Origin of the sequence: Trichlorobacter ammonificans (assembly GCF_933509905.1) — a bacterium.
GTDB classification, from domain to species: Bacteria; Desulfobacterota; Desulfuromonadia; order Geobacterales; family Pseudopelobacteraceae; genus Trichlorobacter; species Trichlorobacter ammonificans.
The window spans coordinates 2733407-2750398 of sequence record NZ_OW150024.1 but is presented as its reverse complement, the minus strand read 5'-3'; the positions used below and the strand labels follow the sequence as shown (position 1 = coordinate 2750398).

16 protein-coding genes are annotated in these 16992 nt (G+C 61.9%); all 16 read right to left on the bottom strand.

What is annotated here, in order from left to right:
* Nucleotide 1: 1 nt before the first annotated feature.
* The 16 genes from RAK07_RS12595 to RAK07_RS12520 all read right to left on the bottom strand — a co-directional run bounded on the left by RAK07_RS12595 (nt 2) and on the right by RAK07_RS12520 (nt 16974).
* Entirely contained in the window at nt 2-448 is a 447-nt protein-coding gene (locus RAK07_RS12595) for an NUDIX domain-containing protein (protein WP_305733184.1), read from the bottom strand.
* 2 nt (nt 449-450) lie between these two features.
* Nucleotides 451-1671, bottom strand: a complete 1221-nt coding sequence (locus tag RAK07_RS12590; protein WP_305733183.1) for an argininosuccinate synthase — start codon at nt 1669-1671, stop codon at nt 451-453.
* A 3-nt stretch (nt 1672-1674) separates the two neighbouring features.
* Nucleotides 1675-1854, bottom strand: a complete 180-nt coding sequence (locus RAK07_RS12585) for a hypothetical protein (RefSeq protein ID WP_305733182.1) — start codon at nt 1852-1854, stop codon at nt 1675-1677.
* A complete protein-coding gene (locus RAK07_RS12580; RefSeq protein WP_305733181.1) occupies nt 1851-2345 on the bottom strand; it encodes a nucleotidyl transferase AbiEii/AbiGii toxin family protein in 495 nt (164 codons plus the stop codon). The genes RAK07_RS12585 and RAK07_RS12580 overlap by 4 nt, the downstream gene beginning before the upstream one ends.
* Entirely contained in the window at nt 2342-3262 is a 921-nt protein-coding gene (gene argF / locus RAK07_RS12575) for an ornithine carbamoyltransferase (protein WP_305733180.1), read from the bottom strand. The genes RAK07_RS12580 and argF overlap by 4 nt, the downstream gene beginning before the upstream one ends.
* Nucleotides 3259-4455: an acetylornithine transaminase gene (locus tag RAK07_RS12570; RefSeq protein WP_305733179.1), complete on the bottom strand. Its 1197-nt coding sequence runs from the start codon at nt 4453-4455 to the stop codon at nt 3259-3261. Before RAK07_RS12570 ends, argF begins: the two co-directional genes overlap by 4 nt.
* Nucleotides 4452-5288: a hypothetical protein gene (locus RAK07_RS12565; protein ID WP_305733178.1), complete on the bottom strand. Its 837-nt coding sequence runs from the start codon at nt 5286-5288 to the stop codon at nt 4452-4454. The genes RAK07_RS12570 and RAK07_RS12565 overlap by 4 nt, the downstream gene beginning before the upstream one ends.
* A 72-nt stretch (nt 5289-5360) precedes the next feature.
* A complete protein-coding gene (locus tag RAK07_RS12560) occupies nt 5361-5939 on the bottom strand; it encodes a hypothetical protein (RefSeq protein WP_305733177.1) in 579 nt (192 codons plus the stop codon).
* Nucleotides 5940-5961: 22 nt separating this feature from the next.
* Nucleotides 5962-6840 carry an acetylglutamate kinase gene (argB, locus tag RAK07_RS12555; RefSeq protein WP_305733176.1) on the bottom strand — a complete coding sequence of 293 codons (879 nt, stop codon included), beginning with the start codon at nt 6838-6840 and terminating at the stop codon, nt 5962-5964.
* A 120-nt stretch (nt 6841-6960) separates the two neighbouring features.
* The gene (gene alaS, locus RAK07_RS12550) at nt 6961-9591 is read right to left on the bottom strand and encodes an alanine--tRNA ligase (RefSeq protein WP_305733175.1); all 2631 of its coding nucleotides are present in this window, start codon (nt 9589-9591) and stop codon (nt 6961-6963) included.
* Complete coding sequence (locus tag RAK07_RS12545; protein WP_305733174.1) at nt 9592-9909, bottom strand: hypothetical protein; 318 nt, start codon at nt 9907-9909, stop codon at nt 9592-9594.
* A gap of 9 nt (nt 9910-9918) precedes the next feature.
* Complete coding sequence (locus tag RAK07_RS12540; RefSeq protein ID WP_305733173.1) at nt 9919-12117, bottom strand: FlgO family outer membrane protein; 2199 nt, start codon at nt 12115-12117, stop codon at nt 9919-9921.
* Nucleotides 12118-12167: 50 nt separating this feature from the next.
* Complete coding sequence (locus tag RAK07_RS12535; RefSeq protein WP_305733172.1) at nt 12168-14150, bottom strand: CsgG/HfaB family protein; 1983 nt, start codon at nt 14148-14150, stop codon at nt 12168-12170.
* A complete protein-coding gene (locus RAK07_RS12530; RefSeq protein WP_305733171.1) occupies nt 14147-15346 on the bottom strand; it encodes a hypothetical protein in 1200 nt (399 codons plus the stop codon). The genes RAK07_RS12535 and RAK07_RS12530 overlap by 4 nt, the downstream gene beginning before the upstream one ends.
* Nucleotides 15336-15791: a regulatory protein RecX gene (locus RAK07_RS12525; RefSeq protein ID WP_305733170.1), complete on the bottom strand. Its 456-nt coding sequence runs from the start codon at nt 15789-15791 to the stop codon at nt 15336-15338. Before RAK07_RS12525 ends, RAK07_RS12530 begins: the two co-directional genes overlap by 11 nt.
* A 22-nt stretch (nt 15792-15813) precedes the next feature.
* Nucleotides 15814-16974 (bottom strand): type IV pilus twitching motility protein PilT, encoded by a 1161-nt coding sequence (locus tag RAK07_RS12520; RefSeq protein ID WP_305733169.1) that lies wholly within the window; start codon nt 16972-16974, stop codon nt 15814-15816.
* Nucleotides 16975-16992: the final 18 nt, after the last annotated feature.

Sequence of the window (16992 nt, the reverse complement as noted above, 5' to 3'; positions counted from 1 at the left end):
CTCACCCCGGCGCTGCTGCAGTCAGCTCCGGAAACAGTTTACCCAGGATGTGGCGGGTTCCCTCCGGCATCTGGTAGCGTACCAGTTCATGGCGCGGTACCCAGGCTGCCTCCAGAACCTCCTGCGGGTTGTACGTCACCGTGCTCTGCAGCGGACGGCAGCGATAAAAAAGGATGATGTAATGACAGGTGTCCTCGCCCGGAGTAACATGCTCGAATACATCGATCAGGTCACCAACCTCGACGTCAAGCCCCACTTCTTCATCCACCTCACGCTGTAACGCCCTCAGAATCGGTTCGCCCAGGTTGATGGTACCCCCCGGCATGACCCACATGCCGAGAAAAGGACGGATGCTCCGCTTGGTCAGGAGCACCCGTTCCTGTTCATCGACAATGACCGCCACCACCGAGGTGACGATATGTTCCTTTTTGTACTGAGGCTTGGTCAAACCTATTTCTTGCCCTGCATCAGGGAGCGGATCCGCAGACGCAGCGAGTTGATCTTGATGAACCCTTCGGCATCGGCCTGATTGTAGACCTTGTCCTTCTCGAAGGTGGCGAAATCCAGGTTGAACAGCGAGTTGGTCTCGGACTTGCGGCCCACGGTACGGCAGTGCCCCTTGTACAGCTTGACCCGGGCCACGCCGTTTACGGTCTTCTGGGAGTCGTCAATCAGGGCCTGCAGCATTTCACGCTCCGGCGAGAACCAGTAGCCGGCGTACACCTGCCAGGCGTACTGGGGAATCAGGGAGTCGCGGATTCGCATCACCTCGCGGTCCATGGTGATCTGCTCCACTGCGGAGTGGGCCTCCCGCAGGATGGTGCCGCCGGGGGTCTCATAGACACCGCGGGACTTCATCCCCACGGAGCGGTTCTCCAGCAGGTCCACCCGGCCGATGCCGTGGACACCGCCGATGGTGTTCAGGTGGGCCAGCAGCTGGGCCGGGGTCATCCGTACCCCGTCAACCGCCACGGCATTGCCGTTCTCGAACTCGATCTCGACGTACTGCGGCTTGTTGGGAGCTTTTTCCGGTTTGCAGGTCAGCACGTACATCTCTTCCGGTGCCTCGGCCCAAGTGTCCTCAAGAATGCCGCCTTCAAAGGAGATATGCAGCAGGTTCCGGTCGGAGGACCAGGGACGCTTCTTGGTGACCGGAATCGGGATGTCGTTCTTTTTGGCGTAGGCGATGAGGGCCTTGCGGCTGTTCAGCTTCCATTCACGCCAGGGAGCGATGACCGTGATGGATGGATCGAAGTGGTAGTAAGCCAGCTCGAAACGAACCTGGTCGTTCCCCTTGCCGGTGGCGCCGTGGGAGACGGCGTCACACCCCTCCAGCTTGGCGATTTCCATCTGACGCTTAGCGATCAGCGGCCGGGCGATGGAGGTGCCCAGCAGATAGTGACCCTCGTAAATGGCGTTGGCCCGGAACATCGGGTAGACAAAATCGCGGACGAACTCCTCACGCAGGTCGTCAATATAGACCGTGCTGGCGCCGGTCTTGAGTGCCTTCTCGCGGACCGGTGCCAGTTCGTCGCCCTGGCCCAGATCGGCGGAAAAGGCAACAATTTCGGCGCCATACTCGTTTTTTAGCCACTTGAGGATAATGGAGGTGTCCAGGCCTCCGGAATAGGCCAGTACGATCTTTTGTGCGTCAAGCTTCGGTTTTGCCATGTGCTATTTCTCCTTTTGCTGGTGATTCCCGGTGTTGTTCAGCATCAAAGCCCGCCCGTGCCGCATGGCGTTGACAAGCTCCATTTCCAGTTCCAATTTGCGAATTTTTTGTTCAACCGGCATCGTGCGGTAATTTTCAAGCTGCTCCTTGGTGCGGTAATATAGAAGTGGTGTCACCGTCATTGCGTGCCCTCCTGGATCTTCCGCAGGTAGTGAATATCAGCAAGATCCTGCGGCCGACCGGCCTGCTGCTTCATCATGATCAGGGTCTCCAGAGGCACCACCGGAATCTCGACCCTGCCGGTCTGTATGCGTGAGCGCTCGGCATAGACCGTTTCAAAATCAAAGGGAATTTCAATAAAAGCATCAAGCAGCACAAAGGGGTTGTGCGGGTCGTGAAAACTGAATACCATCATTCCCTTTTCGACACGCCACGCTCGCCGTTTCTCGGCGTCAGCAAACTCAATCGCGGCAACCGGCACGCGCGGCCTGAAACCAAAGCGTGTCACAACATCGATGAATTTCTCAAGGTTTCGCTGCTCCAGATAGACAACCAGATCCAGATCACCGGTGGCCCGCTCAACTCCGTAGAGGTTGACGGCCCACCCGCCGGCAACGAGATATCGCACATCATTGTCGTTCAGGGCGGCAAACAGATCGAGAAACGAGATCACTTCGCCCCACCCATCAGGGTCGCCATGATCGCCTTCTGGATGTGCAGGCGGTTTTCCGCTTCATCCCAGACCACCGAGTGGCGTCCTTCAATTACGTCGTTGCTGATCTCCTCGCCGCGGTGGGCCGGCAGGCAGTGCAGGACGATACAGTCCCCTGCGGCATCGCTCAGCAGGTCATCGTTCACGCAGTACCCCTGAAATGCCTGCTCGCGTTGTTTCTGCTCCGCTTCCTGTCCCATGCTGGCCCAGACATCAGTGTTGATGACATCGGCACCCCGTACCGCCTCGCGGGGATCGGTGGTCAGTGTGATGGCGCCGGTGTTCCGGGAACGCGCCCATGCCAGAACACCGGGATCCGGCTCGTACCCGTGGGGACAGGCGAGGGCCAGGTCAAAGCCCAGGATGGCGGCGGCCTCGATCCAGGTGTTGGCCATGTTGTTGCCGTCGCCGACCCAGGCGAACTTCAGGCCGCTGTATCGTCCCTTCTGCTCGATGACGGTCTGCAGATCGGCCATGATCTGGCAGGGATGGTAGCGGTCGGTCAGGCCGTTGATCACCGGCACGTTGCTGAACAAGGCGAATTCGTCCACGATCTCCTGGCCAAAGGTGCGGATCATCACGCCGTCGCAGTAGCGGGCCAGCACCCGGGCCGTATCGCGAATCGGCTCGCCGCGCCCCATCTGGGAGTTGCCGGAGGAGATGAACAGGCCATGGCCCCCCAGCTGAAACATCCCCACCTCAAAGGAGATCCGGGTACGGGTGGAGGCTTTTTCAAAGATCATTGCCAGGGTTTTTCCCTTGAGCAGGTGATGTTCGATCCCTGCCTTCTGGCGGGCCTTCAGGTCGGCCGCCAGGGCCAGCAGATCGTCGAGTTCCTGTTTGGAGAAGTCCTGCAGGCGCAGAAAATGGCGCATCATACCGCTACCTCCGCAAAAATGCCGTCCAGTAGTTCAATCATCCGGTTGATCTCCTGTTTGGTGACCACCAGCGGCGGCACAAAGCGCAGCACCGTGTCGTGGGTCACGTTCAGCAGCAGACCCCGCTCGTGGCCTTTTTTCACGATATCTCCGGCCGGGATGGTGAGAGCCATGCCGATCATGAGACCAATGCCGCGCACTTCCCGGACAAAGGAATAGTTCTTCCCCAGCGTGTCCAGTTCTCCCAGCAGGTATTCGCCGATCTCTTCGGTCCGGTTGAGCAGTCCTTCCTCCAGAATGGTCCGCAGCGTGGCGATGGCGGCGGCGGTCATCAGCGGGTTGCCGCCAAACGTGGAGCCGTGGGTGCCGGGAACAAAGGCGGCGGCGACCTCCTCCCGGGCCAGCATGGCGCCGATGGGGGCGCCGCCGGCCAGCGCCTTGGCCAGGGTCATGATGTCGGGGGTGATGCCGAACTGCTCATGGGCAAACAGGGTGCCGGTGCGGCCGATGCCGGTCTGCACTTCGTCCAGGATCAGCAGCAGGCCATGCCGGTCGCACAACTCGCGCACCGCCGGCAGGTACGCCGCATCCGGCACGTTCACCCCGCCTTCGCCCTGAATCGGTTCCAGCATCACCGCACAGGTGGTGGGGCGGATGGCCGCTTCAATGGCAGCCACATCGTTGAACGGCACATGGGTGAAGCCATGCAGGAGCGGATCGAAGAAGCGCTGGATCTTTTCCTGGCCGGTGGCGGACACGGTGGCCAAGGTACGGCCGTGGAACGAGTCGGTGGCAGTGATGATTTCAAACCGCTCCGCCCCCTTGGTGTCCCGACTGTATTTACGGGCCAGCTTGATGGCCGCCTCGTTGGCCTCTGCGCCCGAGTTGCAGAAAAAAACGCGGTCGGCAAAGGAGTGAGCGCAGAGCAGTTCGGCCAGCTCGATCTGCTGCGGAATCTGGTAATAGTTCGAGCAATGGATAAGGCGCGCAGCCTGTTCCTGGATCGCCTGCACTACCTTGGGATGACAATGCCCCAGGTTGTTGACCGCCACGCCGGCCAGAAAATCCAGGTATTCCTTGCCGTCGGCATCCCAGAGCCGGCATCCCTCGCCCCGTACCGGCACAATCGGGTACCGGCCGTAGGTCTTCATGATGACACGGTCGGACCGTTCTACCCACTGGTGATTGGTCATGTTGGTTCGGCTCCCTCCGTTTCGGCAGGATTGTGCTGCCGCTTCTGAATCTCCTTGATGTAGTCGATGACGAACTGCCGGTCACCGTCGTCGATATAGTCGTACTGTCCTGCCGTGATGCTGATGGTCTGGGACTTGAGCCGGATTTTCGACCAGGTATAAAAGGCCCGGTCTTCCGGCGTCTGCTCGAACGGTTTCGAACGGGTGACCTGCAGCGCCGCGTGAATGACCCGCGGCTCTGGCCAGTCAAGAAACATCTGCAGCCCCAGCATCGTGCCCCGCTGAAACGGTTCCACGCTGGCGAAGCGGATGCCGCCGCCCCCCAGGTTGACCCGTACCGGCAGCAGTTCTCCCTTGCCGGGCCAGTCGGCGATCTTGTACGACTCGCTGTACGGCACGGGCGCAAAAACTGTGCGGCTGGGGATTGCCCGCAGCTCCTGAACTTCGCGGACCGCCTTCACGCTGTTTCTGCCATGTTCGTCGTAGCAAAACGGAATCAGCACATCCGTACGGATGAAGTTCCGTTTGATCCGGACGACCGCTTCCCCGTTGAAACGGAGAAACAGGGTCTGCTCAAAGGAGTTCTTGCCGATGATGACCGGTACGTCGCAAACCAGGTGTCCGGTAATGACGGACAGCTGTGCCACAACCTCCCGGCCAAGCATCTCGCCCGGAAGTTCATCGGAAACGAGCACTACCTCAAGGGAGCTGTCGAACAGCTGGACGATAATGGCGGGAAACTCGTGCAGGTAGTCGCTATCGTCGCTGATTCGTACCGTACCCAGCTCTCCCAGACGAAAGTAGTTCCTGAATTCCTTTGTGGTCAGTTCCATGGATTCTGTCCGTTCGTTGTCAACGAGGCGCTGCGGAGCGGGCCGGGCATGGTTGCTGCCCTGCCTGCGGCACTAGCGCTTGATTACCTTGATGGTGCCGTCGGCTACGTAGCCGGCCTTGCGCAGCTCCTGGATGTAGGCAACGTCATTCTTCCAGTCGACGGTCAGATCCAGCCGACCGGTTCCCTTTTCCGTGGCTGCCTGCAGGCGAAACTCGTACTCACCCGGATCGAGCTTGTAGTTGAGCCCCTTGTTGGTAGCGAAATCCTCGTTCAGGAACAGGATCACATCCTTGCGCGGTTTGGAAAGCCCGGGACGATAGACCCCCTCCTGCTTGGCATTGGCCGCGTAGGAGGAATATTTGCCGTCATGGCTCTTGGTCTGCTTGACGTAGAGGACAACCCGGAACTTTTTGCCACCGTCCGGCTGGGGGCCCACCGTATCGGTCAGGCAGGCCACCGCCCACATATCTTTGCCGAAATCAAATTCTGTCACCTGCGGCGGCAGCGGTTTGCCGCGTTCGACTTCCCGGTCAAAGAACATGAAGGTTCCGGGCGACGTGCCGGCGCACAGATCCGATGACGCCTGAGCGGCGGTCGCCGTCACGAACAGCAGGGCGAACAGGGCAACAGCCAGTGCGAGTCGTTTCATGGCATGGGCTCCTTTGAGTGGGTTACCTGACGATTTCAGTACCGATGCCGCCATCGGTGAAGATTTCCAGCAGTACGGCATGCTCCATTCTGCCGTCAATGATATGGGCCTTTTTGACGCCGTCGTGCAAGGCATCGGCGCAGCAGACCACCTTGGGAATCATGCCGCCGGTGATGGCTTCTTCCCGAATCAGGCGGTGCATGTCCGCTACGCAGATATTCGGTATCAGGTTCTTGTCGCGATCCAGCACACCGGGGGTGTCGGTGAGCAGGATCAGCTTTTCGGCATTCAGGGCCGCAGCCACCCGGCCGGCCACCAGGTCGGCGTTGATGTTGTAGCTTTCTCCGGCCGGGCCCACTCCCACCGGTGCGATCACCGGCAGGTAGCCCCCCTGCTCCAGGGTTCTGATCAGGTCGGTGTTCACCTTGACCACATCCCCCACGTAGCCGATATCCACCTGCTCCAGCCTGCCGTCCTCGGCGGTAATTTCCTGCAGGAGCTTCCGGGAAAGCAGCAGGGTGCCGTCCTTGCCGGAGAGCCCTACAGCCCGTCCGCCGTGCTGGTTCAGGTAGCCCACCACTTCCTTGTTCACCTGTCCCACCAGCACCATCTCCACCACCGACATGGTTTCGGCATCGGTGACCCGCATGCCGCGGACAAACTCGGAGACGATGCCGTAACGCTTCAGAGTTTCGTTGATCTGGGGGCCGCCGCCATGGACAATCACGGTATTGATCCCCAGGGAGCGCAGCATGATCACATCCAGGGCAAAGGACTCCTTCAGCCGTTCGTCGGCCATGGCGTGACCGCCGTATTTGATGACGAAGGTCTTGCCGGAAAAACGGCGGATGTAGGGGAGGGCCTCCATCAGGGTGCTGGCTTTATCGATCAGATGCTTCACAGGTACCTCACATGGGCAGGTTGGTGAAAAACAGCCATCTCGCCACCGTCCTCGACAGCCCCTGTGTGCGGGTGCGAGGATCTGACTATTTTTGAGCAACCTCGGTTTTTCGATGGTTTGTCAACCCAGAAACGTTGCCGCCGCCGCCAACGCTTCGGGCAATTTTTCCGGGCTGGGGCCGCCGGCCTGGGCCAGTTCGGGCTTGCCGCCGCCGCGCCCACCGACGATGGGGGCCAGTTTGCCCACCAGCTCACCGGCCTTGAAGCGGTCGGTCAGATCCCTGGTCACTGCCACCAGCAGGTTGGCTTTGCCGTCAAGTTCGGCACCCAGGACGAGGATGCCGGACTCCAGACGATCCCGCAGCTGATCGGCCAAGTCGCGCAGCGCCTTGATATCCGGCACCTGCACCTGCACCGCCAGCAGCTTGACTCCCTGCACCTCGTGTACCCGGGAAAGCAGGTCGCCGGACTGGGCCGCATTCAGCTTGCCCTGCAGCTGCTCAACGTCCCGCTGCAGCTCCCGTTGCCGTTCCACCAGCTTCTCCACCCGCTCCAGTAATTTGCCGCTGTCGGCCTTGATCAGGTCGGCGATGGCACGGCGCTCGTCTTCAAGGCGGCGGACGGTGCGCAGGGCGTTGAAACCAGTGGCCCCTTCGATCCGGCGGACACCGGCGGCGATTCCCCCTTCGGAAAGGATCTTGAACAGGCCAATGTCGCCTGCAGCCCGCACATGGGTGCCGCCGCACAGTTCGGCACTGACCTCGCCGATCCGCACCACCCGGACGGTGTCGCCGTATTTTTCGTCAAACAGGGCCGTGGCGCCGCTTTCCACCGCTTCCTGCATCCCCATCTCCCGGATGCTGAGTGCGTCGTTTTCCATGATCCAGACATTCACCAGATCTTCCACGGTCTGCAGTTCTTCGGCGGTAACGCCGGTAAAATGGGTGAAGTCGAAGCGGAGCCGATCGGGCTCCACCAGGGAACCGGCCTGCTTGACATGGTCCCCCAGCACCCGGCGCAGGGCTGCCTGCAGCAGGTGGGTGGCGGTGTGGTTGCGGGCCGTGGCGCGGCGTTCGTCAACGGCCACGGTCAGGTTGACCGCATCTCCCCTATTGACGGCCCCCTCCTGGACCACGGCATGGTGCACCACCAGGTCGGTGAAGGGACGGGAAGTGGCCACCACCTCCAGGCGGGCGTTGCCGGACGAGATGGTGCCGGTGTCCCCGGCCTGGCCGCCGGACTCGCCGTAGAAGGGGGTGGTTTCCGTCACCAGATCGACCCGGTCCCCGGCGGTTGCCGAGGCGACCTCAGTGCCGTCGCGCAGCAGGGCGGTGAGGGGAGCGAAGGCGGTCAGGGCGTTGTAGCCGACAAACGAAGTACGCAGACCGCGGTTGTGGAGCTCCTTGTAGACATCGGCGATGCCGGCGGCGCCGGAGCCTTTCCAGTGTTCCCGGCCCAGCTCCCGCTGGCGCTCCATGCAGGCTTCGAAGCCTGCCTCATCCACGCTGAATCCTTCGCTGCGGACGATATCTTCGGTCAGGTCCACCGGGAAGCCGAAGGTGTCGTAGAGCCTGAACAGGGTCTCTCCCGGAATGACGGCTTTGCCGGCAGCCCGCAGGGCGGCGACCTCGTCGTTCAGGATGGCGAGGCCGCGGTCGATGGTCTCGTTGAACCGCTCTTCCTCGGCCAGTACCACCTTACGGATATACGCCTCCCGCTCCGCCAGCTCCGGGTAGGCGTCTCCCATCATCTCCCGCACCGCATCCACCATCCGGCAGAGCAGCGGTTCAGCCAGCCCCAGCATCTTGGCATGACGGGCAGCCCGCCGCATGATCCGGCGCAGCACGTAGCCGCGTCCTTCGTTGCTGGGCAGGGCTCCGTCGCAGATCAGGAAGGTGACGGCGCGGCAGTGGTCGGCGATCACCCGCATGGAAACGTCATCCTTCTCATTGCCGCCGTAGTTCTTGCCGCTGTGCCGTTCGATATGACGGATGATCCCCTGCAGCAGATCGGTATCGTAGTTGGAGCGGACCCCCTGCATCACCGTGGTGATCCGCTCCAGGCCCATGCCGGTATCCACGGCCGGCTTGGGCAGTGGATGCAGCACGCCGTCAGGGGTGCGGTTGAACTGCATGAAGACGTTGTTCCATATCTCCATGTAGCGGTCGCAGTCGCAGCCCACGGCGCAGTCGGGTGAGCCGCACCCCACCTCGGGGCCGTTGTCCCAGAAAATTTCGGTACAGGGACCGCAGGGGCCGGTGTCCCCCATGGCCCAGAAGTTGTCTTTTTCGCCGAAGCGGTAAATCCGCTCCCGCGGTACCCCTTCCTGGTGATGCCAGATGTCGGCGGCCTCGTCGTCGTCGGTGTAGACCGTTACGTAGAGCCGGCTTTTGTCAAGCTTCAGATCCTGGGTCAGGAACTCCCAGGCAAAGGCGATGGCCTCTTTTTTGAAATAGTCGCCAAAGGAAAAATTGCCCAGCATTTCGAAGAAGGTGTGGTGACGGGCGGTCCGTCCCACGTTTTCCAGGTCGTTGTGCTTGCCGCCGGCGCGGACGCACTTCTGGGAACTGGCGGCCCGGTAGTAGCCCCGGTCTTCCATCCCCAGGAAACAGTCCTTGAACTGGTTCATGCCGGCGTTGGTGAACATCAGGGTCGGGTCGTTGTGGGGGATCAGGCCGGAGCTGGCCACCACCACATGGCCCCGGTCTTCGAAGTACTTCAGAAAACGTGCGCGAATCTCATTGCCGGTCATCTATGGCTTCCTCTCCTGTGCGGGACGCCCCTTGTCTACCCCCGAAAGGTCGGTGGGCAGCCAGGTTTCAATGTAGCGCCCTTCTACGTCAATTTTATTAATGTACCTCTTCACGTCACCGGTTGCGGTATCCAGCAGGAAAACACCCTGGTGGACATAGGTTTCTTTGCGCTTCAGGTCAAAGGTGGTATAGCTGCCCTGAAAAAGCTGGTAACGTCCGATTTCCTGGACAATGGCAGCCTTGTTGTTTGCTACGGCGTCCGTTGTCAGCAGGCCCAGCAGCAGTCCGGCGGCACAGAACCCAACCCGATACGTCATGGCATCCTCCTATTCGATGACCAGCACTGCCGACGGTTCGCTTTCCAGGCCATCGGCATCGACTGCGGTGACGTACAGTTCCAGCTTGCCCGGTTCCTGTACCTTCCACTCAGTTGCCTCCAGGGTAGCCAGCTTCTGGCCGCCGAAAAATCCTTTCTTGTAAACGGCGTACTGCCGGACGTCGCTCTGGGCCGACTTCTGCCAGGTTACGGTCCGGGCGGTACGGTCCTTGAGCAGCAGCCCGTCCACCGGTTTGGGCAACGACTTGGTGACTGCCGTCACCGGCTCGGACAGCGGACTTTCCAGGCCGTCCTTGTCCACGGCCTGAAGCCGGTAGCTGTAGGTCTGACCGTCCCGCAGGTCGCCATCGACAAGTCCCGGTTCCTGGGTGTGCTTCAGCTGGCGGAATTCACCGTCATCATGTTTGCGATAGACTACGTAGTCGGTGATGTCCGCTTCGGGATTCTTCTGCCAGCGCAGGGTCACCCGGCGCGGTTCGCCCGAGGCCGCTGTCATCCCCCGCGGCATGGCCGGTACCGCCTTGGTGGTGGCCGTGGCGCGGGCGCTTAAGGTGCTGACCGCCCCGCCGGCGTTGACTGCAGAAACGACGTACGAATAGGCGGTCGCATCCTTGAGCGGCTTTTCATCGTCACGAAACGAGGTCTGGTGGGCCCTCAGCTCCGCTATCCTGCTCAGGGTCTCCTGTCCCGCTTCACCGCGATAGAGTTGATAGGCGGTTACTTCATCGTCCGCAACGGCGGCGGACTCCCAGCTGATCGTGATACGACGGGGTTCGCCGCTGCCGGCGGTAACCTTTACCGGCGCCGGCGGCAGGTCGCGGGTTGTTGCCGAGAGTTCCGGCGAGGGGCCTCCGGTGCCCGCTTCCTTGCTCAGGGCGGAAACTCGGTACCAGTAGGTGGTCTTGTCAGCCAGATCGGTATCAAGGTAGCTGGTCCGTTCCCGTCCGTTCACCACGGCAATCTCACGGTACGGCCCGTCCTGCGCGGTGGCCCGCTCCAGCCGATAGCCGTTTACCTGTTCAAAGGGATGCATCTGCCACGAAAGGGGAATCCGTCGTACCTTGCCGCTGGTGACGGTAATCCCGCCCGTGGTCGGCGGTGTGGTGACCGAGAGCTGTACCGACAGCTCGCTTTCCGCCCCTGCCAGGTTGAAGGCGGTCATTGCGTACAGGTAGGTAGTACCGTCTTTCAGCCCCTGGTCCCGGAACGTCATTGCTTCTTCACCAACCCGGGTGACCGGCGTAAATTCTTTTTCTGCGCTACTGCGGCGGTAAATCTGCACACCCCGGGGGGTGGTCTGCGCGTCATTGCCGCCGAAGGGGCGCTGGCGCCAGGTGAGGACGGCGCTGCCGAGCAGCGGCTCGGCATTCATGAAGATCGGCGCTGCCGGCGCGATGGTGGTGGCGCCGCGCACCGCTGTCGTCGGCTGGCTGGTGCCGCCCCCCTGGCCCACGGCAGCCACCCGGTAGAAAAAGCTCTCGTTCAGACGCAGGTTTTCATCGGTGTAGGCCGGTTCGGTCACGGTGCTGACGGTGTTGAACGGCCCCTCCGGCGTGAGCGCGCGCTGTACCAGGTAGCCGACCACCTGGGTGGGATTCTGCGGTTTCCAGCGCAACCGCACGGCATTGGTTGATCCCACGGCCTCAAGCGAGGTCGGCGGCTGCAGGGGAACGGAGACGGGAGAAACGGTGCGGGGAACGGTGGCGCCCTGCACGACATCTTTGACCTTCCAGGCGATCTCCCGCAGCATGCGGCTGGTATCAGCCTCGGTCATCCGTGTCTGTTCGGTAAAGAGAATTTTCTGACTGCGCAGGCTCAGCAGACGCAGGTTGATCAGCATGCCCTGCGGCTGGCTGGTCACGGTACCGGCAACCAGGAAGTCAAGGCCCAGCCTGCTTCCCAGCCGCTGCATCTGCTCCGGAGTCAGCGAGTCGGAACGGACCCCTTCCAGGGCCATCATCGACTCCAGCCGTTTCCGCTCGAAAATTTCGAACTGTCCGGTGTTGTCCAGTTCGTTCAAAAGCACCGTGGTCAGGTACTCGGTAAAGGCCATGGCCTCGATGTTGCTGGCTACAAACGGTACGGCTGCCAGCTTTGACTTCAGGCGATGCTCGGCGGCGCCCCCCCAGGAGGCCGCCAAGCACAGCACCAGCCCGCCGCAGAGTAGGGCACGGAGTAACCGGATCATTGCCTTTATGCGTGTCTGACGCCAGCCCATGACAAGCACCCCCACCGCATCTATCTGCTGTTGTCCGCCAGTTGGAGCTGGCGGTCGATTTCACGGCGAGCCTGCTCGGTTACCTGGCTGGAAACGTTTTTCACCTCTTCGGACACCATGGCGTCGATGTAGCGTTCGATGGCCGTATCATGTTGTCCTTTTTTACCCAGAAGCTCGGCGGCATTCAGGTAGGTAGCCTGCAGATTCTGAAAGCGGGACAGCACCAGATGCCCCAACTCGGCGATCCCTTCCTCCACCGCCTTTTCCAGCAGCTCGGTGTCCGGAGGGAGTTGCAGGGGGTCGAAGGGAATATTGGCGAATTCGACTCCCTCGGAGAAGTTATCCTGAGCTTCTTTTTTGCTTTTGATGGTTTTGGTGATGACCACCTCGCCGGACTCCACGTCGATCACCCGGAAGGAGAGGGCCACGTTGGCGGTTTTTTTATGGGTACCCACCTTGTAGCGCACCGTTTCACGAATGTCCTCATCGATCAGGGCCGGCGGCGCCAGGGCCAGCTCCCGCTCGTTGGGTGACGGATTCCGCTGCAGCCAGCTCTGGTAAGCCGGGTTGGAGACCTTGCGCTTGGCCACGGAAACGTTGACCATCTTCGAGCTCTCTTCGGCCCCCTTTTCCACGCTGTACTGCAGCACGCTGCCGAAGATGAAGATGTCGGTACCCTTCAGCTTGCCCGTTTTCTTGGCGCTTTCGATATCGTACAGCCCGGCCTGGCCGAACTCGATTTCCTTGATGATGGCACCCAGCACGTCGCGGGCAAGTATTTTTACGTCGCTGCTGGCGTTCTTGGTCATGTAGGAGAGCAGGCTGTCCGTGACCAGGCGCCCGGCATCCGTACTGTTGGTGGGCGGCGTGAAATCCATCACGGCGATCTTCTTGACCACCCGTTGCCGCAGCCGGTCCTTGAGCCCCTGCAACCGCTGGGAAGCAGCCCGGTCAGGTCCGCCCAGCTTCAGGGCCAACTCCTGCCAGTGGTAGGCATTGCCCAGCAGGCCGCCGGTCTCGCTTTCCTGAGATTTCGCCGTCATCTCGCCGACCAGCTGCCGGCGTAGCTCAGACGCCTCCCCCTCTTTGAGGGAGTCGGGGGAAAGCTCGACACTGGCCAAAAGGGACAGATAGGCGCTGTACAGTTGCTTGCGGTTGAGGTGTACCGTTGCCTGCTGCAGAAGCCGGCCGGCACCCTGGCGGCGCAGTTCATGCATCTTGGCGGATAGTTCCGCGTCCGGCTCCAGTGCCTGGGCCTTGCGCAGATAGTCAACAGCATCGCGCCACTTCTGCTGACCGGCCCGCTGTTCCGCCTTGGCAAACCAGGCGGCGGCGGTGTTCTGTGCCTTGGTGTCCGCCAGCAGGGCCGTCAGCTGCTGGTTTGACGGCTGGATGGCCAGGGCCTGCTGCAGAGCGGCGATCATGCCGTCCAGGTTGTCCTGCGACCGCAGACGTTCAACTTCCCTGAGATAGTGGCTGACGGCCGCACTTTCCGTCTGGGGAAGCTTGACGGCCAGATCGAGGTATGTGGGATAGAACTGGCGCAGCTCGCGCAGCTTGTTGATGGCAGTGGGCCAGTCCTTGGCTTCTGCTGCCTTGCCCGATTCGCCATAGAGCGTCTCTGCCCGCGTGAGCAGGGCATCGGACTGGCTCTTGATCGATGCGGCCAGTGCCCTGGCCTCGCTGTTGGTCGGGTCCGCCTTGAGCGCCTTGTCCAGATCCAGTTGGGCCGCCCGCAGCAGGTCGTAGGTAGGGGGCGCTCCCTGCAGACGCTTGCGCCCCTGTTCGATGAACCGTCCGGCAGCAGCCTTGCGGGCACCGGCCAGAACCTGCTGGTACTCCTGGTTGTCCCGCTCCTTGGTCAGGGCGTCCTCGTACAGGGTGATCGCTTCATCCAGCCGTCCCTGCCGTTCCAGTTGTCGTCCCAGCTCAAAGCTTTCCTTGCCCGGATTGTTGCATCCGGCCAGAATGCATACTGCGACACCTGCCAGTATCCGCTTCATGGTTTCTTCCCCCCCTTTTTCGCCGGACCCGTCCAGTGCGCCTGTACCGTCCCTGATGAATAGCCGGAAATCTTCAGCCGGCTCCCGCCGAGATTCAGGGAGGCCAACTCGTCGATGACGCTGCGGGTTGTGCCGCAGACCTCCAGTTCCAAGCGCAGCTGATGATTGCGGTAGCCACGCTCGCGTACCTCCTCCACCTGCCCCATCTGTTCCTTGAGGGCCTCCCTGAGACGCGGTGCTTCAACGGCGGGAAGGTCCGTGACGGTCAGGTGCAGGGTGCGCACGCCGGTCAGCTGCTTGTGCCAGGCGGCGATCAGTTGGCGGTTCAGCTGCTCGGTCAGTTCGAGGGTCGCCTTCTGCAGGGCCTCGGTGCCCGCCGCCGCCGGGTTGACGTTCAGCGCTTGTTGCGTAGAACTTGCCGTTGCCAGCACCTCACCGGTATTCACATCGACCGCGCGGCAGGTGGTCGACGCCTGTACCGGCCGAAGGCTGGTACCCCCCACGGCAGCACCGTGACGGGCCGCTGCCTGGCCGACGATGACCACTTCGGCGCCACCGGCTGCTGCCGCACGGACCACGGCATCGGTCTGGTCGCCGTGGCCCCTGACCACCTCCCGCTCAACGGCCAGCATGGCTTGGCGATCCACCAGGGCATAGCCCTTTTTGCCGAAGGCTCCGGTCAGACCCGTTTCCACGATGCCGCCCGCTGCGGCGGGGGCATCGCCGTTCTGCTCCATGACCACGACGGCGACACGGGGCTTGCCCAGCTTGCGGACCAGCAGCCCCACGTTGTCCAACTCCTGCTCCAGCCGGTGACGGGAAACCGAGGCCGTGATGGCGACCCGGTAGGCGTCGTTCTCGGTCCGCTCGCCGGTAATCCGGTAGGTCTTGATGAAGCCGCGGCTTTTGGAGAATATCTTGTCGTTGAGCAGTTCCGAATCCTTGACCACGGTGCGGGATTCGACCGCCACGCCCACCACCTGTTCCACGGCCCGGCGGAAGGCGTTCTGCAGGGCAGCCTCCCGGCCCAGGTCCTTGCGTCCGTTGGGGATGAGCGCATACCCTTCGGCTTCAACCTGGGCGGAGGGCAGGTCCGCCGCCAGTGCGGCGGTCATCGTGCTCAGGCAGAACAGAAGCAGAGCCGCGACAGCGCTCAACCAGCGCGTTGTTCCTGGTACGATACGGCTAGCCGTCATGGCTTCCCTCCTCTCCGTTGTGCTGCAGCACCGAACGGATCGTCGCCATCCCGAACCCCCGCCGCTGCAGAAAGCCGGCGATGCGTCGCCGTTCCCGCTCGTCGGCGCGGACAGGATCGAATCCGCCGTAGCGGCGGGCGACCACCTGTCGGGCCAAGGCGGTTTCGTCGGCTGGATCATCGACGGTATTCAGCAGTTCTGCTGTCAGTTCGCGGGAAATTCCCCGACGTGTCAGTTCCTGGCGCAAGCGATAACCACGGTACCGCCCACTCGTCAGAGCCGCTTCGACAAACCGTTCGCCGTAGCGCCGGTCGTCCAGGTAGCGCTCCCGTAGCAGCCGCTCTACGGCACTCTCGACCGTGGCGGCCTCGTATCCCCGCATCAGCAGCTTGCGACGCAGTACCGCCACGGTCATATCCCGTGTCGTCAGCAGGCGCAGAGCCACCAGATACGGGTCGCGGCCAGCGTCAATAACGATCCACCTCGATCTTTTCTCCTTCGTCGATGGCTGCGTCCACCTTCTTTTCCTCGAAATTGTCCCAGGTGGTGTCGGAGGTGGAGGAGATGCCGGAAACCTTGAGGGCGAAGTCGTCGGGGTTGGAGCTCTGCCGCAACGCCTCCTCGTAGGTGATCAGCTTGGAGGTGTACAGCTTCATCAACGACTGGTCGAAGGTCTGCATGCCGTAGGAGACGAATCCCTGGGCAATGGCGTCGCGGATCTGCTTGGTCTTGTCCTTGTCGTCGATGCACTCCCGGACCCGAGCCGTTCCCAGCAGCACTTCCACCGCCGGCACCCGTCCCTTGCCGTCCGCCCGGGGCACCAACCGCTGGGAAACGATCCCCTTGATGATGCCGGCCAGTTGAATCCGCACCTGCCGCTGGTGGTAGGGGGGGAAGACGCCGATAATCCGGTTGATGGTTTCCTGGGCATCCATGGTGTGCAGCGTCGACATCACCAGGTGGCCGGTTTCCGCCGCGGTCATGGCGGTTTCCACGGTTTCGTAGTCCCGCATCTCGCCAACCAGGATCACGTCCGGGTCCTGACGCAGAGCCCCTTTCAGGGCGCTGGCGAAGGTGGGGGTATCGGTGCCCACCTCCCGCTGGCTGATGATGCTCTTGTTGTCCCGGTGCAGAAACTCCACCGGGTCCTCGATGGTAATGATGTTGCAGGTGCGGCTGCTGTTGATCTGGTCGATCATGGCCGCCAGGGTGGAGGACTTGCCGGAGCCGGTGGTACCGGTCACCAGAATCAGCCCTCGCTCTTCCTGACAGAGTTTTTTCAGCACCGGCGGCAGATTCAGTTCGTCGAGGTTGGGGATTTTCACCGAAATGGCGCGGAACACCATGGCCACGGTCCCCCGCTGGCGGTAGCAACTGACCCGGAACCGGCCCAATCCCGGCACGGCGTAGGCCAGGTCCACCTCGGAGTTTTCCTCGAAGATCCGCTTCTGGCGATCGTTCATCATGGACATGGCCATGCCGCCCACCACTTCGGGTGCCAGGCGCTGGGCGTTGGGGATCGGGTGCAGCCGGCCGTCGATCCGCACAATGGGAGGCAGTCCGGTCTTGATATGGATGTCGGAACCTTTCGCCTTGACCGCGATGGTGAGAATCTCATTCAGGTCCATGCATGCCTCCGTGGGGAG